At 69.3% G+C, this 21082-nt stretch carries 25 protein-coding genes; 15 read left to right on the top strand and 10 right to left on the bottom strand.

Translation table 11 applies throughout. The features are described from left to right. Positions 1-165: 165 nt before the first annotated feature. A complete protein-coding gene (locus tag OG488_RS25460; RefSeq protein ID WP_329232788.1) occupies positions 166-1392 on the bottom strand; it encodes an NAD(P)-dependent malic enzyme in 1227 nt (408 codons plus the stop codon). A 526-nt stretch (positions 1393-1918) separates the two neighbouring features. Between OG488_RS25460 and OG488_RS25455 the strand changes: the two genes are divergently transcribed. The 3 genes from OG488_RS25455 to OG488_RS25445 are packed head-to-tail and all read left to right on the top strand — an operon-like array spanning position 1919 to position 4607. Continuing rightward, positions 1919-2878: an ABC transporter substrate-binding protein gene (locus OG488_RS25455; RefSeq protein WP_329232785.1), complete on the top strand. Its 960-nt coding sequence runs from the start codon at positions 1919-1921 to the stop codon at positions 2876-2878. A 29-nt stretch (positions 2879-2907) separates the two neighbouring features. Continuing rightward, a complete protein-coding gene (locus OG488_RS25450; RefSeq protein ID WP_329232783.1) occupies positions 2908-3849 on the top strand; it encodes an amino acid ABC transporter permease in 942 nt (313 codons plus the stop codon). Further along, positions 3846-4607 carry an amino acid ABC transporter ATP-binding protein gene (locus OG488_RS25445; protein WP_329232781.1) on the top strand — a complete coding sequence of 254 codons (762 nt, stop codon included), beginning with the start codon at positions 3846-3848 and terminating at the stop codon, positions 4605-4607. Before OG488_RS25450 ends, OG488_RS25445 begins: the two co-directional genes overlap by 4 nt. Positions 4608-4678: 71 nt before the next feature. Here the strand turns inward: OG488_RS25445 and OG488_RS25440 are convergent, their stop codons facing one another. Then, complete coding sequence (locus tag OG488_RS25440) at positions 4679-5488, bottom strand: class I SAM-dependent methyltransferase (RefSeq protein ID WP_329238994.1); 810 nt, start codon at positions 5486-5488, stop codon at positions 4679-4681. Between the two features lie 48 nt (positions 5489-5536). Here OG488_RS25440 and OG488_RS25435 point away from each other — a divergent pair, with 48 nt between their 5' ends. Next, positions 5537-6166 (top strand): CGNR zinc finger domain-containing protein, encoded by a 630-nt coding sequence (locus tag OG488_RS25435; RefSeq protein ID WP_329232779.1) that lies wholly within the window; start codon positions 5537-5539, stop codon positions 6164-6166. On the opposite strand, the gene sodX is transcribed toward OG488_RS25435, so the two are convergent. After that, positions 6070-6507 carry a nickel-type superoxide dismutase maturation protease gene (gene sodX, locus OG488_RS25430; protein ID WP_329232778.1) on the bottom strand — a complete coding sequence of 146 codons (438 nt, stop codon included), beginning with the start codon at positions 6505-6507 and terminating at the stop codon, positions 6070-6072. The two genes, OG488_RS25435 and sodX, sit on opposite strands and share 97 nt — an antisense overlap. A gap of 180 nt (positions 6508-6687) precedes the next feature. On the opposite strand from sodX, the gene sodN reads away from it, so the two are divergent. Then, positions 6688-7083 (top strand): superoxide dismutase, Ni, encoded by a 396-nt coding sequence (gene sodN, locus OG488_RS25425; protein WP_033298259.1) that lies wholly within the window; start codon positions 6688-6690, stop codon positions 7081-7083. 7 nt (positions 7084-7090) lie between these two features. Here sodN and OG488_RS25420 read toward each other — a convergent pair whose 3' ends face one another. Continuing rightward, positions 7091-8245 carry a tyrosine-type recombinase/integrase gene (locus tag OG488_RS25420; RefSeq protein ID WP_329232777.1) on the bottom strand — a complete coding sequence of 385 codons (1155 nt, stop codon included), beginning with the start codon at positions 8243-8245 and terminating at the stop codon, positions 7091-7093. A gap of 24 nt (positions 8246-8269) precedes the next feature. Next, positions 8270-8770: a helix-turn-helix transcriptional regulator gene (locus OG488_RS25415; protein WP_329232775.1), complete on the bottom strand. Its 501-nt coding sequence runs from the start codon at positions 8768-8770 to the stop codon at positions 8270-8272. A 120-nt stretch (positions 8771-8890) separates the two neighbouring features. Here OG488_RS25415 and OG488_RS25410 point away from each other — a divergent pair, with 120 nt between their 5' ends. From OG488_RS25410 to OG488_RS25395, 4 genes are all read left to right on the top strand, one after another. Continuing rightward, entirely contained in the window at positions 8891-9085 is a 195-nt protein-coding gene (locus OG488_RS25410; protein WP_329232773.1) for a helix-turn-helix transcriptional regulator, read from the top strand. 143 nt (positions 9086-9228) lie between these two features. Then, the gene (locus OG488_RS25405) at positions 9229-10668 is read left to right on the top strand and encodes a DUF3631 domain-containing protein (protein ID WP_329232772.1); all 1440 of its coding nucleotides are present in this window, start codon (positions 9229-9231) and stop codon (positions 10666-10668) included. Positions 10669-10981: 313 nt separating this feature from the next. After that, positions 10982-11551, top strand: a complete 570-nt coding sequence (locus OG488_RS25400) for a hypothetical protein (RefSeq protein ID WP_329232770.1) — start codon at positions 10982-10984, stop codon at positions 11549-11551. Then, positions 11541-13241 carry a relaxase/mobilization nuclease domain-containing protein gene (locus OG488_RS25395; RefSeq protein ID WP_329232769.1) on the top strand — a complete coding sequence of 567 codons (1701 nt, stop codon included), beginning with the start codon at positions 11541-11543 and terminating at the stop codon, positions 13239-13241. Before OG488_RS25400 ends, OG488_RS25395 begins: the two co-directional genes overlap by 11 nt. 257 nt (positions 13242-13498) lie before the next feature. Here OG488_RS25395 and OG488_RS25390 read toward each other — a convergent pair whose 3' ends face one another. Next, positions 13499-14152: a TetR/AcrR family transcriptional regulator gene (locus OG488_RS25390; protein WP_329232767.1), complete on the bottom strand. Its 654-nt coding sequence runs from the start codon at positions 14150-14152 to the stop codon at positions 13499-13501. Between the two features lie 106 nt (positions 14153-14258). On the opposite strand from OG488_RS25390, the gene OG488_RS25385 reads away from it, so the two are divergent. The 4 genes from OG488_RS25385 to OG488_RS25370 all read left to right on the top strand — a co-directional run bounded on the left by OG488_RS25385 (position 14259) and on the right by OG488_RS25370 (position 15663). Continuing rightward, on the top strand, positions 14259-14441 hold the full coding sequence (locus tag OG488_RS25385) for a hypothetical protein (protein ID WP_329232765.1): 183 nt from the start codon (positions 14259-14261) through the stop codon (positions 14439-14441). Positions 14442-14499: 58 nt separating this feature from the next. Then, positions 14500-14901: a VOC family protein gene (locus tag OG488_RS25380; RefSeq protein WP_329232764.1), complete on the top strand. Its 402-nt coding sequence runs from the start codon at positions 14500-14502 to the stop codon at positions 14899-14901. A 59-nt stretch (positions 14902-14960) separates the two neighbouring features. Then, positions 14961-15218, top strand: coding sequence for a hypothetical protein (locus tag OG488_RS25375; protein ID WP_329232762.1), 258 nt, complete (start codon positions 14961-14963; stop codon positions 15216-15218). A gap of 97 nt (positions 15219-15315) precedes the next feature. After that, positions 15316-15663 (top strand): DUF1330 domain-containing protein, encoded by a 348-nt coding sequence (locus OG488_RS25370; RefSeq protein WP_329232760.1) that lies wholly within the window; start codon positions 15316-15318, stop codon positions 15661-15663. Between the two features lie 144 nt (positions 15664-15807). Here the strand turns inward: OG488_RS25370 and OG488_RS25365 are convergent, their stop codons facing one another. The 4 genes from OG488_RS25365 to OG488_RS25350 all read right to left on the bottom strand — a co-directional run bounded on the left by OG488_RS25365 (position 15808) and on the right by OG488_RS25350 (position 18799). Further along, a complete protein-coding gene (locus tag OG488_RS25365; protein WP_329232758.1) occupies positions 15808-16353 on the bottom strand; it encodes an HAD domain-containing protein in 546 nt (181 codons plus the stop codon). Between the two features lie 15 nt (positions 16354-16368). Next, positions 16369-17061: a class I SAM-dependent methyltransferase gene (locus OG488_RS25360; protein WP_329232756.1), complete on the bottom strand. Its 693-nt coding sequence runs from the start codon at positions 17059-17061 to the stop codon at positions 16369-16371. Between the two features lies 1 nt (position 17062). Beyond that, positions 17063-17974 (bottom strand): aminoglycoside phosphotransferase family protein, encoded by a 912-nt coding sequence (locus OG488_RS25355; RefSeq protein WP_329232755.1) that lies wholly within the window; start codon positions 17972-17974, stop codon positions 17063-17065. A 75-nt stretch (positions 17975-18049) separates the two neighbouring features. Next, positions 18050-18799, bottom strand: coding sequence for a hypothetical protein (locus OG488_RS25350; RefSeq protein WP_329232753.1), 750 nt, complete (start codon positions 18797-18799; stop codon positions 18050-18052). 202 nt (positions 18800-19001) lie between these two features. On the opposite strand from OG488_RS25350, the gene OG488_RS25345 reads away from it, so the two are divergent. Both OG488_RS25345 and OG488_RS25340 read left to right on the top strand, forming a co-directional pair. Then, a complete protein-coding gene (locus tag OG488_RS25345) occupies positions 19002-20357 on the top strand; it encodes a tetratricopeptide repeat protein (RefSeq protein WP_329232751.1) in 1356 nt (451 codons plus the stop codon). Position 20358: 1 nt separating this feature from the next. Beyond that, positions 20359-20889, top strand: a complete 531-nt coding sequence (locus OG488_RS25340) for an NUDIX domain-containing protein (protein WP_329232750.1) — start codon at positions 20359-20361, stop codon at positions 20887-20889. The last annotated feature ends 193 nt before the right edge of the window (positions 20890-21082 follow it).

Here is a 21082-nt window from a genome sequence, read left to right as displayed (position 1 = left end):
CTCCGTGAGCGGACCGGCCCGCCGGCCACCGGACGGGGTCCGGAGCGGCCGACGGGCCGGGGTGAAGCATTCACCCGATGAGGGGCGGGCCCCCGCGAACCCGTGACGGTCCCGCGGTGGAGGGGCGCCCGGTCCTGCGATGGGCGCCCCTCCCCCTGCACGGGGTCAGCGCCGTGCGACGCCCTCGGCGCGGGCGGCGGCGGCCACCGCGGCGGTGACGGCGGGAGCGACCCGCTCGTCGAACGGCGACGGGATCACGTAGTCCGCGGCCAGTTCGTCCCCGACGACGTCCGCGAGCGCGTTCGCCGCGGCGATCTTCATGCCCTCGGTGATCCGGGAGGCCCGCACCTGCAGCGCGCCCGCGAAGATCCCGGGGAACGCCAGCACGTTGTTGATCTGGTTGGGGTAGTCCGACCGCCCGGTCGCCACCACGGCCGCGTACTTGTGCGCGACGTCGGGGTGGACCTCGGGGTTCGGGTTGGCCATGGCGAACACGAACGCGCCGGGTGCCATCGAGGCCACGGCCGGCTCGGGGACCGTGCCGCCGGAGACGCCGATGAAGACGTCGGCGCCGGCCAGCGCCGTCTCCAGCGGGCCGGTGATGCCGGCCCGGTTCGTGATCTCCGCCAGCTCGCGCTTGACGTCCGTGAGGTCGTCGCGGTCGCCGCTGACGATGCCCTTGCGGTCGGCGACGGCGACGTCACCGATGCCGGCCTCCAGCAGGAACTTGGCGATGGCCACACCGGCCGCGCCGGCGCCGGAGATGACGGCGCGCAGATCACCGAGCGTGCGGCCGGACAGCTTCGCCGCGTTGCGCAGGGCCGCGAGGGTCACCACGGCGGTGCCGTGCTGGTCGTCGTGGAAGACCGGGATGTCGAGACGTTCCTGGAGCTTGCGCTCGATCTCGAAGCACCGCGGCGCCGAGATGTCCTCCAGGTTGACCCCGCCGAAGGACGGCGCGAGGCGGACGACGGTGTCGACGATCTCGTCCGCGTCGGTCGTGGCGAGTGCGATCGGCACCGCGTCGACCCCGCCGAACTGCTTGAAGAGGATCGCCTTGCCCTCCATCACCGGGAGGGAGGCCTCGGGGCCGATGTCCCCCAGGCCCAGGACGGCGGTGCCGTCCGTGACGACGGCCACGACCTGCGACTTCCAGGTGTAGTCGTGGACGAGCTCGGGATTCTCGGCGATGGCGCTGCACACCTTCGCCACGCCGGGGGTGTACGCGAGGGACAGGTCGTCCTTGTCGCGGATCGGGACGGTGGCCTGCACGGCCATCTTCCCGCCGCGGTGGAGGGCGAAGGCCGGATCGAAAGGCTCGTCCGCACCGATGGGCCCGGCCGTGCCGTGCGTCTTGCTGTCGCTGCGAGGATTGACGATCTCCGCTGCCATTGTGTTGACCCCTTAAGTCTTCATCAGTTGAGGGTGGCCACTCCTGGTTGAGGAGGGGTGGGCGGGCACCGCGTACGTTCCCGGCACTGAGCGGTTGGCCCGCTCCGGCAGGGGAGACACATACGCGCGGGCGCGCCGCACACGCGCCCTGAGCCCCGGATGAGGGGTGTAAAGGTCTTTCTTACCGGACGGACCAGGACTCTTACGAGTCGGTATCGACTCGGTGACATGCCTCATAGCCGAATATCTGGACAAGTCCACTAAGGGCTACAAAGGTCGTCCGTAGGTCGAGACGCACCGGAGATTCTCCGGAGGAGCGCTCAATTTCCAGCAGATGGTCCGGCCTTGCGGTCCCGGCCCGTTGAGCTTCGGGGGTCACCCGTTATCCGATTTTGACATGCCTGGCCCCCTGATCGGGTGAGTCCGAATGGCAAGATGCCCTAATCACACAAGGTGGCGACACTCGAAGGTGCGTGCGTGCCCACCTGACCAGCACTCTTTCCCTCACCGCCGGAGGATTCCGATCATGACCGCAAGCACCCTCTGTCGTACGGCCGCGAAGTCCCGGATTGCCGCCGTCTGCGCAGTCGCGGTCGCCGGCACCCTGCTGCTGACCGCCTGTGGAGACCAGACCGACAGCGCCGCGAAGAAGGACTCGGGCACCGCCTCCGCCGACAAGGCGCCGCTCGCCGACCTCGTCCCCCAGGCCATCAAGGACAAGGGTGAGATCAAGGTCGGATCCGACATCGCCTACCCGCCGGTCGAGTTCAAGGACAAGTCCGGCAAGACGGTCGGCATCGACCCCGACCTGGCGGACGCCCTCGGCAAGCAGCTCGGGGTGAAGTTCGTCTTCGAGAACGGCACGTTCGACACCCTGCTCACGGGCCTGCGCTCGAAGCGCTACGACCTGGCGATGTCGGCCATGACCGACACCAAGGACCGCCAGGACGGCGTCGACTCCGAGACGAAGAAGAAGGTCGGCGAGGGCGTCGACTTCATCGACTACTTCACCGCGGGCGTCTCCATCTACACCAAGAAGGGCGACGACAAGGGCATCAGCACCTGGTCGGACCTCTGCGGCAAGAGGCTGGTCGTCCAGCGGGGCACCGTCTCCCACGACCTCGCCAAGGCCGAGAGCGCCAAGTGCGGCGGCAAGGGCAAGATCTCCATCGAGGCCTTCGACAACGACCTCGAGGCCCAGACCCGCCTGCGCGGCGGCGGCGCCGACGCCGGCTCCTCCGACTTCCCGGTCGCCGCGTACGCGGTCAAGACCTCGGGCGGCGGCAACGACTTCCAGCTGGTCGGCGACCAGGTCGAGGCGGCCCCGTACGGCATCGCCGTCGCCAAGGGCAACGACGAGCTCACCAAGGCCATCGAGGCGGCCCTGAACGCGGTCATCAAGAACGGTGACTACGACAAGGTCATCGCCAAGTGGGGCGTCGACGCCGGCGCGGTCACCGAGGCCAAGATCAACGGCGGGTCCTGAGCCGGAACCGGCGCTGAAAGGCATCACCTGTGACTGACATCAAGAAGGCGGGGCCGACGGACACCCCGCCCACCCCGTCGGCGGGGCCGGAGGCGATCAAGGCCATACCGGTGCGCCACTACGGCCGGTACGTCTCGGCGATCATCACGCTCGGCCTCCTGGCCACGCTCGTCTACGCCTTCGCCCAGGGCGACATCAACTGGGCTGCGATACCGGACTACTTCTTCGACGACCAGATCCTCGAGGGTGTCAAGAACACCGTCATCATCACGGTCCTCTCGATGATCATCGGCGTGGTGCTGGGCATCGTGCTGGCCGTGATGCGGCTCTCCAAGAACCCGGTGACCACGTCCATCGCGTGGGGCTACATCTGGTTCTTCCGCGGGACCCCCGTCTACGTGCAGCTCCTGGTCTGGTTCAACCTGGGCATCGTGTTCGAGTACATCAATCTCGGGCCGATCTACAAGGACGAGTGGTCGTCCTTCATGACCCCGTTCCTGTGCGCGCTGCTCGGCCTCGGCCTCAACGAGGCGGCGTACATGGCGGAGATCTGCCGGGCCGGCCTCCAGTCGGTCGACGAGGGGCAGACCGAGGCGGCGCACGCCCTGGGCATGAGCCACGGCAAGACGCTCCGCAGGATCGTCGTCCCGCAGGCCATGCGCGTGATCGTGCCGCCGACCGGCAACGAGGTCATCAACATGCTGAAGACCTCCTCGCTCGCGGTCGCCGTGCAGTACACCGAACTGCTGCGCTCCACCCAGAACGTCTCGCAGACCTCGGGTGCGACCGTGGAGATGCTGTTCCTGGCGGCCGCCTGGTACATGGTGCTCACCTCCGTGCTCAGCATCGGCCAGTACTACCTGGAGCGGTACTACGCACGCGGCTCCAGCCGCAGCCTGCCGGACACCCCGTTCCAGAAGATCAAGGCGAACATGCTGTCGCTCGGACGCCCGAAGGGAGGTGCCGCATGACCGCCATGGTGAAGGCCGAGGGCGTACACAAGTCCTTCGGCCCCGCACACATCCTCAAGGGCATCGACCTCGAGGTCGCCCCGCGTGAGGTCTTCTGCCTGATCGGCCCCTCCGGTTCCGGCAAGTCGACGTTCCTGCGGTGCATCAACCACCTGGAGCAGATCAACGCCGGCCGGCTGTACGTCGACGGCGATCTGGTCGGCTACCGCCAGAAGGGCGACAAGCTCTACGAGCTCAAGGACAGCGAGGTCGCGCTGAAGCGCCGGGACATCGGCATGGTCTTCCAGCGCTTCAACCTGTTCCCGCACATGACGGCCATCGAGAACGTCATGGAGGCACCGATCCAGGTGAAGGGCGAGGCCAAGGCCGTCGCCCGGGCCCGCGCGGAGCGGTTGCTGGACCGGGTGGGCCTGTCCGACAAGGCGAAGAACTATCCGTCCCAGCTCTCCGGCGGTCAGCAGCAGCGCGTGGCCATCGCCCGCGCCCTGGCCATGGAGCCGAAGCTGATGCTCTTCGACGAGCCCACCTCGGCGCTCGACCCGGAGCTGGTCGGCGACGTCCTGGACGTCATGCGCGGACTGGCCGAGGACGGCATGACGATGATCGTCGTCACGCACGAGATGGGCTTCGCCCGTGAGGTCGGCGACGCGCTGGTCTTCATGGACGACGGCGTGGTGGTCGAGTCCGGCCACCCCCGCGACGTCCTGACGAACCCGCAGCACGACCGGACGAAGTCCTTCCTGTCCAAGGTGCTGTAACAGCGTCGCGCGCAGCGAGGAGGGCGGTACGGACCCGGTCCGTACCGCCCTCCTCGCTTTCTCCGCGCGCCCTACTTCACGGCGAGGACCAGGCTGTCCGACGGTGAGGCCCAGACCGCGCGCGCCTCGCCGAACCCGGCCTCGCGGAGGGTGCGGGCGTGCCAGCCGGCGGACGGCATGTCGCCGTCGGCGTGTTCGCCGTAGATCGCGAACCGCTCGGCGGTGGGTGCCGCGAGGGCCGGGTCCTTCGCCGCCAGGGCCCACCACTCCCGCCAGTCGACGGCGCCTGTGGCCTTGGCCCGGTCCATGACGGCGTGCCGGTGGGCACGTTCGGCGGCGTTGATGCGGGGGGTGTCCGCGTCGATCATGTGGTCGGCGTTCATGAAGACCCCGCCGTCCCTGACCAGTCCGCCGATCCTCCCGTACAGGGCCGCGAGCGGTCCGCTGTGCAGCCAGTGCAGCGCGGTGGCGGTGAGCACCGCGTCGTACGAGGCGTGGGGCAGCCGCTCGGTCCAGGTGGCGTCCTTCAGGTCGGCGGTGACGAAGGTGACCCGGTCGTCCCCCTCGAAGGTGCCGCGCGCGATGGCGAGCAGCGCCGGGTCCAGGTCGACGCCCGTACTGGTGGCGTGGGGGAACCGCTTGAGGAGCCGGTCCGTGATACTGCCCGTACCGCACGCGAGGTCGAGCACTCTCGGTTCGGGCCCCACGAAGGCCTCCACCATGTCGAGCATCACCCGGAACCGCTCCTCGCGGTCCGGCATGTACCACTCCTGCTGCCGGTCCCAGCTCTCCTGCCAGGACTGCCAGTCGGTGCCTGTCGCCGTCACTCGAACCTCCACCTGTACGTACGTCCGTAAGACCCGATACACGCGACCACCCATTACACTGGTCGGCACACCGACCATAGACCGACGCCGTAAGGACTACAAGTGGAACTGGCCTATTACTCGGACTACGCCGTGCGTCTGGTCAACACCGAGGAGCCGGCCCGCAACAAGGACTCGCTCACCACGGTCGAGTCCGTCCGTGAGCTGTTCGGTGCGAACGCCCAGGCGGCCCGCCGCGCGACCGACGCGGACGTGACCCGCTTCCGGTCCGTGCGCGGCCGGCTGCGCGCGGTGTTCGAGGCGGCCGACAACGGCGAGGAGACCCTCGCGGTCGACCTGCTCAACTCACTCCTGCTGGAGTTCCCGGTGAGCCCGCAGATCTCCGGCCATGACATCCGGGACGAGGACGACAAGCCGGACTGGCACATGCACCTCGCCGACCATCCGTCGAACGCGACGGCGGGCTTCGCCGCGATCGCGGCGATGGGCCTCGCCTTCCACCTCACGTCGCACGGCGTGGACCGGCTCGGCCTGTGCGAGGCGGCGCCGTGCCGCAACGCCTACCTCGACACCTCCACCAACCGCTCGCGGCGCTACTGCTCCGACCGCTGCGCGACCCGCGCCAACGTCGCCGCCTACCGGGCCCGCAAGCGCCTGGAGACGGAGCGCTCCGCCGACACGCGCCGTACCGCGGACACCGCCCAGCGCAGCACCCCGGGCAGCGACCGCTGATCCTTCCTCAGGGGCCGGTAGCGGGCCCGCACACGGGCCAGCACGAGCTCCCCGGGCACCGTCCCGTAGTCCGTGCTGTCCCCGCCCGCGTACGCGTTGTCGCCCAGCACCCACCAGCCGCCGTCGCGCCGCTCCGCCGCGCGTTTGACCACCAGCAGATCCTGCTGGAAGGGATGACGCAGGATCACCACGTCCCCCGGGCGCACCGGCGCCCCGCGCTGCACGAGCAGCCAGTCCCCGTGGTAGAGCGTGGGCACCATCGACGGCCCCGTCACCTCGACCACCTGGAACGCCCTGCGCTCCGCCCGCCCGCTCCACGGCTCCTGCGCCGGTTCCGGCATCTGTGGCACCTCCCGGTCCATCCTCCCGTGCACGGCTGCGCGCACCGCTTCGTATTTTCGGCCACAGGTCCCGTCCTCGCCCCGGACTTTTGGCCTAAGCCCTAGGGGGCAGCCGCAAAAAGCGGCTCCCCACGGAGTAATGTCCCACCTGAGAAGACGATCACGAGGAAGGACAGCTCCATGCTTTCCCGCCTGTTTGCCCCCAAGGTGAAGGTCAGCGCTCACTGCGACCTGCCCTGCGGTGTGTACGACCCGGCCCAGGCCCGCATCGAGGCGGAGTCCGTCAAGGCCGTCCAGGAGAAGTACCAGGCCAACGAGGACGCGGACTTCCGCACGCGCGCCGTTCTGATCAAGGAACAGCGTGCCGAGCTCGCGAAGCACCACGTCTCGGTGCTCTGGAGCGACTACTTCAAGCCCCCGCACTTCGAGAAGTACCCGGAGCTGCACCAGCTGGTCAACGACACCCTGAAGGCGCTCTCCGCGGCCAAGGGCTCGAATGACCCGGCCACGGGCCAGAAGGCTCTGGACCTGATCGCCCAGATCGACAAGATTTTCTGGGAGACCAAGAAGGCTTGATCTCTGGTTAGGCCGTCTGACCTGCGGTTTCGCTGGTCGGACTCCCTACCCGTCCGCACCCGGTCCGCAGGCCGCCGAGCACGGCGTCCATCACGGACCGGGTGCGGTCTTCTTCGCCCGGCCACAGATGCGCGTAGATCCGCAGGGTGATGACTGCGGACGCGTGGCCGAGGACCATCTGGACCTGCTTGACGCTCGCACCGCCCGCGATGAGCGCGGAGGCGTAGAAGTGCCGCAGGTCGTGGGTCACCATGTGCGGCAGCCCGACGGGCTTGCGGCCCTCACGCTTGGCTGCTTCGCTCTCCGCCGCCTGGAGCGCCCTACGTGCGCAATTCCACTCGGTTTTCCAGCGGCGGTAGTTGAGCGGTTCCCCCTCCTCCATCGTGAACAGCCACTCCATGGAGGGGCGCGCGGCGAGGTGCCCGAGGAGCGCGTCGGTGACGACCTCCCCGACCGGAACCGTACGCCGGGACTTCGCGGTCTTCGGCGGGCCGATCTTCCCCGACTGGAGCCGCTGCCGCTCCACGCGAATGCTGCCGGCCTTGAAGTCGACGTCCGACACCTTCAGGCCCAGCAACTCACCTATGCGCAAGCCTGACCCTGCGAGCACGACGACGGCTGCCCGGATGTACGGCGGCATCACGCGTGCCATGGCCTCGACCTGAGCGACGGTGGGCGGGGTGACCTCCTCGTCCGGAATGACCGGAAGGGTGATCCGGCGGCACGGGCTGGAGGCGATGACCTTGTCGTCCACGGCCGCCGTCATGACGCGCACGAGGACGTCGTGGACGTTCCGGACACTGCCCGGACCGAGCTGGTCGGACAGGTGCTTGAACAGCACTTGTATGTCGTTGCGGCGTATCGCCGCCAGGGAGCGGGCACCCAGCGCCGGTACGAGGTGGAGCCGGAGCGCGTTGTCGGTGATGCGCTCACCCGCCTCGCTCGCGATGAGCGAGCCCTGCCACCTCTCGGCGTACTTCTCGAAGGTGACGCGACCGGCACGCGGGTCGACGTACTGACCGGTGACCACGCTGGTCGTGACCTCGTCGAGCCAGCGCTGGGCGTCGAGCTTCCGGTCGAAGTGGCGGGCGTGCTCCTTGCCGTCGAGGTCGCGGTATCGGGCACGCCATTTGCCGTTGGGGCGCTTCTGGATGTTCGCCAAGTGGCTTCTCCTTCGTGCTGGTTGTCAGTAGTGACCCCCGTCCTCGATGTCGCCGCTGAGGACGCGGGCGTCCCGCTCGTCGCCCATGAGGCGGAGGCACTGCTCGTGGATCGCCCGCGAGCTGTCGGGGTGGGCCTTGATATGGCCGGCGACGGCGACCACAGCACGGTGCAGGCGGTCGCGGGCGTCACGGGTCTCGTAGAACGCTTCGACGGCTTCCTGGACGAGCCGTCGGCTGTCGACGTCGAGCCCTTCGAGGGGCGGCGACATCAGCTCTTCGAGGGGGAGCTCGAAGACGCGGGAGAAGGCGAGCGCCTCGTCGAGGTTGATCCGGCGACGGGGTGAGCCGTTCTCGATGCGCCACACGGCCGTCTGGTTCATCTTCACGCCGGCTCTGGTCACGCGCTCAGCCAGCTCGGTCGTGCTCCACCCTCTGACCTCGCGCTCCAGGGCCACGCGGCCCGCCACGTTGCCTTCGCTGTAGAGCAGCGGCACCTCGCCACCCTCGGTCTTCTCGCTTGCCATCGAACCTCCATCGCGACCGTCGCTATCCAAATTGAAACATGAGCTTCCCGGTTTGGCTAACCGCCGATCATGAGGTACAGATTATGCAGATCGAATCGCCACCTAGCCGAAAGGGAACGCATGCGATACCTGACCACCGCCGAGGTCGCCGAGCGCTACCGCACCGCTGAGAGCACCGTCCGCTACTGGCGCCAGCTCAAGAAGGGGCCGCGCGGCATCAAGGTCGGCAAGCGGGTGCTCTACCCCGAGGCCGAACTGCTGCGCTACGAGCGCGCGCTGATCGACGGCGGAGAGGACTGGGGCCTGGCCTCATGAGCCGCCGGACCGCCCGGACACGGGAACGGCCCTCGGCGCGCCTACGCCGAGGGCCGGAGATCCCCTTGCACCTCGCCCATCCCTGAACGAACTGGTCGGGGGCGAGACCTTGCCCGTCTCGCCCCCACCTGAGAGGAACATCTATGAAGGACCCTACGTCCCCCGCCACCTCGAAGGCATCCGGTGTTGCCTGGCCACCGATCGCGGTCCCGGGCCAGGGTCTGCCTCGCGACCGAGAAGCACGCCCCGCCATCGGAGGCCCGCCCGCCGATGCTCCGAGCCGGAGCTCACGCGATTCCCGACCTGCCGAAGCTAGTGCCCCGACAACAGCGTCGGACAGCGCAGGCGTTCCTGCTCCAGGCGGACCAGAGTCCCAAGATAGCGGCGGGCCGGCAGGCGAAGGCAGCGCGCTGCTGGACGATCTCCGCACGGCGATCGGGCGGTACGTGGTGCTGCCGAGCGACGAGGCCCTGACCGCCGTCACCCTCTGGGTCGCGGCCTCCCACTGCCAGCCTGGCCTCCAGCACGCGCCGCGGCTGGCGGTGGTCGGGCCGACCAAGGGGTGTGGCAAGTCCCGCCTCCTGGACGTTCTCTACGAGACCGTCCACCAGCCGATGATGACGGTGAACACCTCCCCCGCGGTCGTCTTCCGCGTCATCGGCAAGAACCCGCCGACGCTGCTGGTGGACGAGGCCGACACCATCTTCGGCCCCAAGGCGGGCGACAAGGAGGACCTGCGCGGCCTTCTGAACGCCGGGCACCAGCGCAACCGGCCCGCCTGGCGGATCTCCGGGCCGGAGCACAAGCCGACCGCGTTCCCCACCTTCGCCATGGCGGCGCTGGCCGGCATCGGCGACCTGCCGGACACGATCATGGACCGGGCGATCGTCATCCGCATGCAGAAGCGCAAGCCGGGTGAGCGGATCACCCCGTTCCGATCGCGATACTCCGTACCGGAACTGCACGCGATTCGCGACCGGCTGGCCGACTGGCTGGTCCCGCAGCGCGGCACCGTCGCGGGCGCGGTGCCGAAGATGCCCGTCGAGGACCGCGCCGCCGACACATGGGAGCCGCTCGTCATCGTCGCCGACCTCGCCGGCGGGCACTGGCCCGCGCGGGCACGTGCCGCCTGTCTGGCGATGACGCGCAACGAGGTGGTCCAGGACGAGCAGACGACGCTGAAGACACGGCTGCTGCGTGACATCCGCCGCGTCTTCGACCAGGAGGGCAGCAAGGAGGCACTGCGCAGCCAGGACCTGCTCGCCGCCCTCATCCAGGACGCCGAGGCCCCGTGGGCCGAGTACGGCACCAAGGGGCTCAACGCCTACCACCTGGCGAATCTGCTGCGCGACTTCGGCATCAGCCCGGCCAACCACCGGTTCGAGAACGGCAGGCAGGCCAAGGCGTACGCCCGCAACCAGTTCGTGGACGCATGGGCCCGCTACTGCCCCGACCCCGCCCCGTCGGCACCCACCGCCGAGGTCCCGGCACGTCCGGCCCAGGGCAGGCCGCCCGCCCCTCCGTCCGGGGCGCTGCCCACCGGCCCGCCGGGAAGGCCCGCAGGGCCCAGGCCCACTCGCTGACACCAGGTCCGCATCAATCCGTCGCATCCGTCCCCGCGCAGGTCAGCGCGGGGACGGACCTCCTCGCCGTTACGGATCGATCCGTACCTGCGGCCCTCTCCGTACCTGTGCTGACCAGCCACGCGACGGATGCGACGGATGCGACGGCACCACCCCTCACGACTGACGGAGCACCACCATGCCCGAATCGAACTCCGACGACACCACCTCCCGCCGCCGTAGGAGCCTGTTCAGGCTCACCCGACGACCAGCAGCAAGCTGGAGCGAACGAGCCTCTAACGAGGCTTCGTCCGCGCTTGCCCCCGCCCCAGGGGTGGCAGAGGACAAGGCCGAGCGCCAGGGGGCGCCCGAGCCGGAGGAGGGGGTGGCCGAGGGCTCCGGCCAGCCCGCAGCCGACTCCGCTCCTCGCAGTACGCCGGCCGATGCCCCACCGCTTGTCGAGCAGCCCTCCTGGCGGGATCTCGACTCCCCCGCCCTGCCCGCGCAGATGAACCGCAAGCGCACCGTGGAGAAGCGCGACCAGGAGAAGACCATCCGCTTTACACGCACCGCAGTCCAGGTGATCAGCGCCGCCGCTCACCAGCGCGGTCAGAGGTTCGCCGGATTCGTCGGGGACGCAGCCCTGGCTGTTGCGCAGGGCAAGGCGGCGATGGTCGGCAGCCCGGAGGACGATCCTCTCCGCCCGCTGATCGAGGCCGTCGAGGCGCACACCGTCGCGCTGAACCGCATCGGCGGCAACCTCAACCAGATCACCGCAGCCATCAACCGAGGAACCGTGCCCGAGCACGCCGAGACGGTTCTCGACCGCGTCGAGCAAGCAGCACAGAACAGCTTCCACCTCATCGACCAGCTCCTCGCGAACGGCACGCCCCATGGTTCCTGACGTCTCCACCGGCTCCGACAGCCGCGGACTGATCGCCTACCTCTTCGGCCCTGGGCGCCGCGACGAGCACACCAACCCCCACATCGTCGCCGCATGGGACATGGCCGGCGCTCCCGACCCCGGCCGCGACCCGGCAGCCACCTACTCCCAGCTCGCCAGGCGACTCGACCACCACGTCGATCTCCGCACCCGCGAGCTAGGCGGCAAGAAGCCACCGCAGCACGTCTGGCACTGCCCGGTCCGCACCGCGCCCGGCGACCGCTACCTCACCGACGCCGAGTGGGCCGAAGTCGCCCGCCGCGTCGTGCACGCCACGGGCATCGCCCCCGACGGCGACGAGCGGGCCTGCCGATGGATCGCGGTACGCCACGCCGAAGACCACATCCACATCATGGCCACCACCGTCCGCGCCGACGGACGCCGCCCACGCACCCACCAGGACGGCCGACGAGCTCAGGCCGAGTGCCGTCGGATCGAAGCTGAGTTCGGTCTGCGCCGCCTGAAGTCCGGCGACCTCACCGCGCCCCGCACCCCCACCGGTGCCGAACGCGCCAAGGCCGAGCGCCAGGGCCAGACCGTGACGGCACGGCACTGGCTGCGCGAGCGGGCATACGCGGTCGCCGCCGCAGTACACACCGAAGCCGACTACTTCACCGTGCTGCAGTCCCTCGGCATCAAGGTCAAGACACGCCTCGGCCCCGAGAGCGGCGACGTGATCGGCTACAGCCTCGCCGCACCCGGCGACACCAACAGCGCTGGCGAACCCATCTGGTACGGCGGCTCGAAACTCGCCCCCGACCTCTCCATCAACCGCCTCCGCGAACGCCTCCCCGACCAGGAGGTAACCGACCGCCCCAGGTTCGCGGCAGATCCCGCCGAGCCGTGGCAGCACACCATCACCGCGATTCAGACGGCGCACTTCGCCCTCGACTCCGACGACCATGCCGCCGCCCAAGGCCAGCTCGCCGCCTTCGGCGACGTCCTCTACAACATCGCCAGCGCCACACCCGGCCCGCACCGCGCAGAGCTACGCGCAGCGGCCTCGGCGTTCAACCGCGCCCGTCGCTCCGCCACCCGCGCCGACCACCAAGCAGCCCACGCCCTGCGCCAAGCCGCCAAGGAACTCGCCTATGCCTCCAACGAACCCGGCGGACTCGCCATAGCCCTGCTCTTCGCCACCGTGCACCTGGCCCGCGCCGCCGCCAAGTGGCACGAGCAGCGCGGCCACGAACAGCAGGCCGCAGCCGCCGACGAAGCCTTCCACCACCTCCAGGCCGGCTACGAGCAGGCCGCCGCGCCCGCCTTGGCGGAGCTTGCCCACCGTGCACCACAAGCCGCGAGCGCCAGCCGCTTCGAGCGGGACGTGCGCGCCGCCCTCCCCGACCACGCCGACCGAATCCTCGCCGACCCCACTTGGACCGCCCTGACCACAACCCTGGCTCAAGCCGAAACCGCCGGCCACAACCCTCGACGTCTCCTGATCGAAGCGAGCGCCCAACGAGAGCTCGACAGCGCCGAGCGCCCCGCTGAGGTCCTCAACTGGCGTATCGCCGCCCAACCGAACCGGCGGACGCAAGCAGCTCGCAGCCGAAGCACCCTGAGGAGCGTCTCGCCCGAGTCCGCCGTCATCCGTCCTTCGACCTCACCACCGATAGGCAGCAGGTCCGAAGAACGCAGTCGAAGCCGCTAAGCCCGCCAGCCGCCCCACCACTGCCATGGTGGGCCGTTGAACGTCTGAGTGCGTGCGAGGGGCAGCAATCCGAGCCGGGCCTGTCGCCGAGTGCTCACGGGCCTTGCCCCTCCGGAGAGCCCCCGCGGAGCCCTCCGCCACAAGCGGTCAGGCCGGAGGAGCCGCAGTGTCTACTCAAACAGCATGAGCGTCTCTGCTGAATCACGTTTGCCGCCAGGGTCCGGGCTGTGCCGGAACGCCGACGAGCGACGCGTGGCTCACGCCACGGCGTAGTCGGCGAGCGAGGGTTCCAACAGGCCGAAGGCGGTGTCCGCCTCCACGATGACAGTGGCGGAGATCCGGGCGTTGCCCTCGCCGGCGAGGGTGAGCTCCTGGATGCGCTGGAAAAGGGTGCGGTGCACGGATCCGAGCAGGGCGGCGGCGGTGCGGGGGGCGATGTCGCCGCGGGATGCGCCGACGGCGTCGGCCAGGGCATCGGCCAGGGCTGCCTCGCGCAGGTCGTGTAGATCGCGCAGGCGAGCGGAGAGGGTGGGGCTGTCGGCGACCATTCGGGCGAAGTCGGGGCCGGAGAACCCGGCGACCGGGTTGGCATCCGTGGCCGCGTCCAGGAAGGCGCGGCGCAGGGCCGACAGGCCCGACTCGCCGACCCGACGGCCCGTCACGGTGTGGGCCAGGGAGGCGGTGAAGGCGTCCTGATGGTCCAGTGCCAGGTCCTCCTTGCGTGGGAAGTAGTTGGTCACCGTCTTCTTCGCCACCCGTGCGGCGGCGGCGATCTCGGCGATGGTGGTCCGCTCGAAGCCCTGGGTGAGGAACAAGCCGGTGGCGACGTCGGAGATGAGCTGCCGGGTCTCTTGCTTCTTCGATTCCCGCAGGCCGGCAGGGGGTGCGGACGAGGTGGCGTTTGTAGTCATGAGGCAATCTTACCCTCGTGGCATTTATATGTTGACTCCCCGCCGAGGTTCGGGTTAAGTTTACGTCCGTCGCAAGTTTTCCACGAAACTAAGAATGGATGTGCCCATGCTCGAACTCCGCCCTGTCGCCGTTCTCATCGCACCCGTCAAGATCGGCCCGGTCCTGACCGAGCGCACCAGCCGTACCCCGTCACTGCCTCGCGGAAAGCGCCCCACCCGCGCCATCCCCGCTCCCACCCGCCAAGTTCCCCCGAAGGCCCGCAATCTGCCGCGCCGCTCCGGCTACTGACCTGCACCCACCCGGCACCCGTCCTTTCGCCTCCCGGAAACCACAGAGGAGAATCACCTTGCAGATCACCGCCTCCACCATCTCGCTCACCGTCGACGACGTCGCCGCCTCCCAGGCGTTCTTCACCACCCGCCTCGGCTACACCGAGCAGGCCGCCGCCGACGGCTTCGCCTCGCTCACCCGGCCGGACGCGGCCGCCGACATCGTCCTGCTCGCCGGCGGCATCGAGATATTGCCGCCCGAGCAGCGGGACCAGCGCGCCTCCGGCCTCATCCTCGCCTTCACCCTCACCGCCGGAATCGAGGAGGAGGAGAAGCGGCTGCGCGCCGAGGGCGTGGACATCACCATGCCGCTGCGCGAGGAACCCTGGGGCGAGCGGCTCTTCCAGGTCACCGATCCCAACGGCGTGATCGTCCAGTTCGTCGAGTGGGTCACGCCGTCCAGCTCTGAGAACGCCTGACAACCCTCCACCCCGCGTGGCCACATCGCATCCACACTCGGCACCACACGCCCCTCATCATGTGGGACAACCCGCAACCCGGCAGCCGCGGCATCCTTGCCCGCTCGGCAAGGTTCATCCGGTCGTGGATGCCGCACCAGATCGAGGTGTTCACCTCGATGCGGCTCGTGAAGGTCATCGTGTGGAAGGCGGAGAGCGCCGGCAGCTTCAGTCCGGCAGCCACCATCTTCCCCAGCGCGATATTGATCAGAGCGACTGGGCGGTTCGTCTACGCGGCCTCGTTGCGGAACACCGCCTCAGCGATCTGCCCTGCCTGAAACTGCGTGTACTTCGCCCACCCGCTGGCGCGCCTCAGCACGTTGCCGCTCAGCGGTGCGGCTCGTCTCGTGCAGCCCGACCGACCGTAAGGACGCCATGCCCGCCTACGCCATAGCTCACCTGCAAGAGGCCGCACCACACCCGGAGATCGTCGAATACATCGAGCGCATACCCGCCACCTTCGAACCGTACGGCGGCCGCTTCCTCGTGCACGCCACCCAGCACGAGGTGAAGGAGGGCAGCTGGCCCGGACACGTCGTGGTGATCGGCTTCCCCGGGATCGCCGAGGCGCGGGCCTGGTGGGACTCACCCGCCTACCAGGCGATCGCACCGCTGCGCTCACGGCACATCGAAGGCGACATCATCCTGGTCGAAGGCGTTTCCGAGGACTACGACCCGACCGCCACCACAAAGGCTATGAGGGAGGCGCTGCCTGCCCATTAAGCCCGGGCCCCAGGCTGCAGAGCCCGCCTCCGCCGGCCCGAGCTCGTGAACAGACTCACCCCCCGAGGCCCAACAGGCGAGGTACGGCTCGTCGGTTCCGCCTATGCGTCGGTCGCAACAAGGTGACATCGAGGCCAGGAGTATTCAGGCGGCGTCGCCCGCCGACACCCGAGACACCCACGACGCAGCCTCTTTCAGATGTCCCGGCTGCAGTCCCACGTACGGATCAGGCTCGATGAGGAGAGTCGCCACTCCCCGGGCGGTGCGCTCCGCAGCCCAGTCGTAGTCAAGGCTGCTGAAGTCGTCATCGATCCATACGGTCAGAGCTTGGCCCAGCCACGCGTCGACGTGATCGCGCTTCCACAGGTAGCCGTTGGGATGGCTGGTGGTGATCGGCAGGCGCGGGAGGTCGACGTACGGCAGGTCTGGCAGGCCCAGGAGGGGTCCGATGAGGGTGGCGGCATCCTGCCGCCAGCTGGTGCACCAGACCGGGGTGAACAGGCCGGTGCGGATGACGTCCAGGAGCAGGCGGCCGTGCTCGGGGTTGAGCCAGACGGTGACCGGGTTGTCGGCGCTCCGGCCTTCGGGGACTACGTCGTGGCGAGTGTGGGTGGCCGGGGTCGAACCGTCTGCGGCGGGGAAGGGTATGAGGACGCCGTCGACATCGAGGAGCAGGTAGGACGAGCGCATCGGTTCCTCCAGCGGTCAGAGCTTGTGGGCGCGGATCAGCAGAGTGGCGGGCGAGCGGCCCATACGGAGGTCGTGGAACTCCTCTGCGGAGCTGAGGCGGAAGCCGCTCCGGCTGAGGTGCCGCTCCCAGCGTTCGGCGTCGAACTCCCAGCGGGCGATGGGGAGACGGGTGCGGTCGGGCAGAGTGACGAAGTCTCGGCGAGGCCGGTCGTCGCCGGAAGCGCCGCGCCCACGGCGCTGCGGGTGCGGGACGGAGAAGGCGAGCACCCGACCGGGCTTGAGGCGTTGAGCGATGGCTGCCAGCAGGAGCTCGGGAGCGACGAGCCCCACCGCGCCGAAGACGGAGTAGATCGCGTCGAACTGCTCGTCGGAGGCGTGCAGATAGTGCAGAGCGTGCCCGGCAACGAAACCGAGGTTGTTCAGTCGGCCGTAATGGGAGCGGGCGCGGCGAACCTGAAGTCCGACGAAGTCGACGCCGGTGACGTGAGCACCGTGGCGGGTGGCGAGGTGGGCGGCGTTGTGGCCGGGGCCGCAGCCGAGTTCCAGTAGGCGCTTGCCGCGTGGGGCCGGGCCGAGGATCTCGGCGGCGGGGCCTTGGCCGGGTCTCGTGGTCCATTCCATCCGGGCGGGCACGGCCAAGGGTTCGGCGAGCCCGGCGGCGGTGCGCTGGATGGCGTGGGCGTGCCACGGCGAGGTCTGGGCGAGCACGTCAGATCTCCAGGAGGTGGAGCACGTCGGTGAGGTGGCGGCGGACGACCTTGATGTAGCCGGGGTCGGTGGCAGGGTCGTTGATCCAGCGAACCGACTGCTCCATGAACCACTCGACGGCCCACATGCGGTGCCAGCCCAGCGCCCAGTTCTCGGCGGTCAGCCCGCCCCGCGAGACGAGAGCGTCCGGAGTGCCGCCGGCAACGACGTACTGCTCCAGAAAGACGCGCAGCCGCAGGGGATGCGGAGGCTCGATGGTCCCGTGCCAGCTGGCGAGGTCGAGCAGGCCGGGACCGGTGAAGGCGCGGGCGAAGTCGAGCAGCCACCACCCGCGCTCGCCGACATGCAGGCTGGTGGGGTGGAACTCCGAATGCACCCATCCGAAGGGCGCCAGCGTCGCTCCGGCCGAGCGAGCTTCCGCGGCCTGAGCGATTCGGTCGAGCGCCTTCTCGACATCGTCGGCGTCCTGCCACCGGTCGGCCTTGCGTAGCCGTTCGAGATGCTCCAGCGCTCGGACAGGCAGCATACGTAGCCGCTCCTGGTCGAGGACCGGCAGGGCGGAAGCCGTACGGGTGCTGTGCAGGACCACAGCCGCGGCGACGCCGTCGAGGTCATCGGCATCGCGGGCGGACGGCCCGAGATCTTCCATGAGCATCCCGAGCCAGCCGTCGAGAACGGCGGAGGTGTGGAGCTGGGGCACGGGGACGCCAAGCGTGCGGGCCAGGCGAAGGGCTTGGTCCTCGCTGTCGAAGGGCTTCTTGGCGTACTTGAAGATGGCCGTGGAGCCTTCGGGGAAGGTGACGCGCTCGACGCCGGACATAGACCACACCCGCACCTCCTCCCGTCGGACAGTGGGCTGGCCGGTCGCGGTGAGCAGGTTGTCGAGGAGTTCGGCGCTGGGGTTCGTGGGCATGTGAGGGCTCCGGGGGATGGTGGCGTCCGGGGCGGGCGAGGGAGGCCGGCCCGCCCCGTAGCTTGATCGGGTGGGTTACGCGGCGGGATTCACGCGGTGGGCGTAGACCTGCTCGATCCAGCCCGCCTTGAACGCGGCGAGGTCGTCGCGGAACCTGGCCATCGACGCCCCGTAGGGCGCGACCACGCCGCCGGACTGGTCCGGCACGGACTGGCAGCCGTGCACGAGCCGGCCGCCGAGGGCGGCGTGGGCCTTGATCGACTCGATCCGGCGGTGCTCGTTGAACCAGCCACCGTGGTAGACCTCGTCGAGCATCCCGCCCATCTCGTCGTCCAGGTCGAAGACGACGGAGGTGGCGGCCGGGAAGAACCAGCACGGGCCGATGTTGGAGATGTGCCCGTCCAGCTCGACTTTGTTGAGCGCCATCAGCGTGGCCGCCTCACGGAGCATCCTCAGGTGCTCGACGGTGATCTGCGGGAGGCCGAGGCCGGCCAGGTGCTCCTCGCGGAAGAGGTACGAGTACACCTCGTACGCCGTCGCCAGCACGCGGGCCGCGTCGGAGGTGGACTCGCCGTGGTTCTTGATGAAGTCAAGCGCGAGCTGCTCGACCGCGCTCTCGGTCGTCTCGTCCACGTCGAGGAGCTGAGTCTTGATCAGCTCCCAGTCGGCGACGAGCCAGGTGTTCGACTCGAAGCGGAAGAAGTACTCGGCCGGGTCGATGGTGATGCGCCGGCCGTCGACCTGAATGCCGGGCAGGCGGTTCCAGCGCGGGTCGAAGGCGTCGGGCAGCTCGACCGTGATGGTTGCGGTGTCGATGGTGGTCACCGTGTCTCCGTCTCTGATCGTCCGGGGCGAGGCATAGGAATGCCCGAACCCGTTGGGGCGCACGGAACTTGGGAGCCGCCCGGCCCGCGATGCCGTGAGTGGGGCGGCTGTCGATAAGTGAACCGCCCGCTACGCAGAGTGGGTACGGTGTGAGCGAGGTCAAGCGGTATACACGGTTTACGGATACGGAGCGGAGGCGATCGTGCCGGCACCGACCAGCGCCAACTCCCGCCTGCGCGACACGATCAACGCCGTCGGGTGCACGTACGAGGCACTCGCCAGGGACGTACGCCGGATCGCTGCCGAGAACGGCGAACTGCTCCAGACCAACAAGTCGGCCATCTCCCACTGGGTGGGCGGTGCCCGCACGCCGTCCGGCAGGGCCGGCCAGTACCTTGCCGAAGCCCTCTCCCGGCGGCTGGGCCGGGTCGTCACTCGAACCGAGCTCGGCCTCCACTCACCCGATACGGAGTCGCCACCGGACACCGACCCCGTCACCGCGGTCACCGACCTCGGCCGCGCGGATGTCGAGCGCCGCCGCTTCCTCGCCATCGCCGCTTTCACCACGGCCGGCGTGGCCATGCCGCTCCTGCACGACCACGAGGCCACCTCGCGGATGCTCCGCGCCCGCACCGCCCGTTCCCTCGTCGGCAGCGACGACATCGACGTCGTACGGCAGATCACGGCGGCCTTCAGCGCCGCCGACGAACGCCTCGGCGGCGGCCACGGCCTCACCACAGTCACCGCCTACCTCGCCGACACGGCAGCCCCCATGCTGCGCGGCCGCTTCCCCACAGAAGCCTTACGCCAGGCAGCCTTCGGCGCCGTCGCCGAACTCGCCTACCTCGCAGGCTGGAAGCACCACGACCTTGGACAAGAAGGCGCTGCCCAGCGCTACTACCAGGTCGGCTACCAGCTCGCCTGCGAAGCCGACCCCCACGGCCACGCCGCATGGATGATGCGCGCCCTCGCCCACCAGTCCCTCAGCCTCAAGCAACCCCACCACTGCGTGGACCTCGTCAAAGGCGCGCTCGCCCGCGGCCTCGGCCACGTCGACGGCCAGACGGAAGCGCTCCTCCACATCACGCACGCCCGCGCCTACGCAGCCGTCGGCGAGAACCCATTGGCCGCTCGTGCTCTGCTCGCCGCCGAAGACGCCCTCCTCCGCGAGGACGGTCCCCAGCCCAGCTTCTCCCGCGTCAGCGGCCCCGCCGCCGGCACCGTGGCCAGCCACACCGCCCGCACGCTGACCGACCTCGCCGACCACATCGGCACGGAACAACAGCACCGCGACGCGCTCACCCGCTGGGACCCGGAGAAGTACAAGCGCGTCCACGCACTCACCCACGCCGACCTCGGCGACAGCCTCGCAGCCCAAGCCCGAGCCGATGAAGCCGTCGCCGCCTGGACACAGGCCCTGGTCCTCATGGAAGGCATGACCTCAAACCGCACCCGCAAGGCGATCACCTCGCTCCGCTCCACGCTCGCGATCTACCAGCGCCGCCGCGTCCCCGGGGCCGCAGATCTCGCCCGCCGCGCCCGCGAGGCCCTCGCCTAACATGCCCAACAACCCGCCCGACGAAGGGAACCCCGTGGCCCAGCAGACCGACAACCGCCCCCCGGCCCTCAAGCCGGCACTCGACTCGATGACCCTGCTGGTCGCGGCCGTCATCGTCCACGACACGGCCACCAACCGCGTCGTGCTCCTCCAGCGCAGCGAGAACGCGAAGTTCGCCCAGGGGATGTGGGACCTGCCCGTCGGCAAGAGCGAACCGGGCGAGCCCATCACCGAGACGGCAGTCCGCGAGCTCTACGAGGAGACCGGCCTCACGGTGAAGCCGGAGTCCCTCAAGGTCGCCCACATCATTCACGGCGCCTGGGGCGTCGAAGCCCCCAACGGCTTCCTCACCGTCGTCTTCGCTGTCCACGAATGGGCTGGCGAACCCGAGAACCGCGAACCCCGCAAGCACTCTCAGGTCCAGTGGGTCGACGCCGACGCAGTACCCGAGAATTTCGTCGACACCACTTCAAGTGCCCTTCACCGATACCTCACGGGAGGCCCTGAGGTCTCCCTCGACGGCTGGCATTAGAAGCGTCAACTGCGGCTCGACCAGTTGCCAGGGCGGCACTTCGCCAATTGAACCCGCCTCCTGGAAGGGCGGCGATCCCGTTCTCAGCGAAGTATGCATGAGTGGAGGACAGCAGAACCCCTCGTCGAGGACACCGGTGCGATCTTGCAAAACTCCCCCGCGCGCCCACCCAATGCGAAGCCAGTGGCAAGCA

Origin of the sequence: Streptomyces sp. NBC_01460 (genome assembly GCF_036227405.1) — a bacterium.
Classification (GTDB): Bacteria; Actinomycetota; Actinomycetes; order Streptomycetales; family Streptomycetaceae; genus Streptomyces.
The sequence above is the reverse complement of the archived record's forward strand: the minus strand, read 5'-3'. Positions and strand labels throughout refer to the sequence as shown.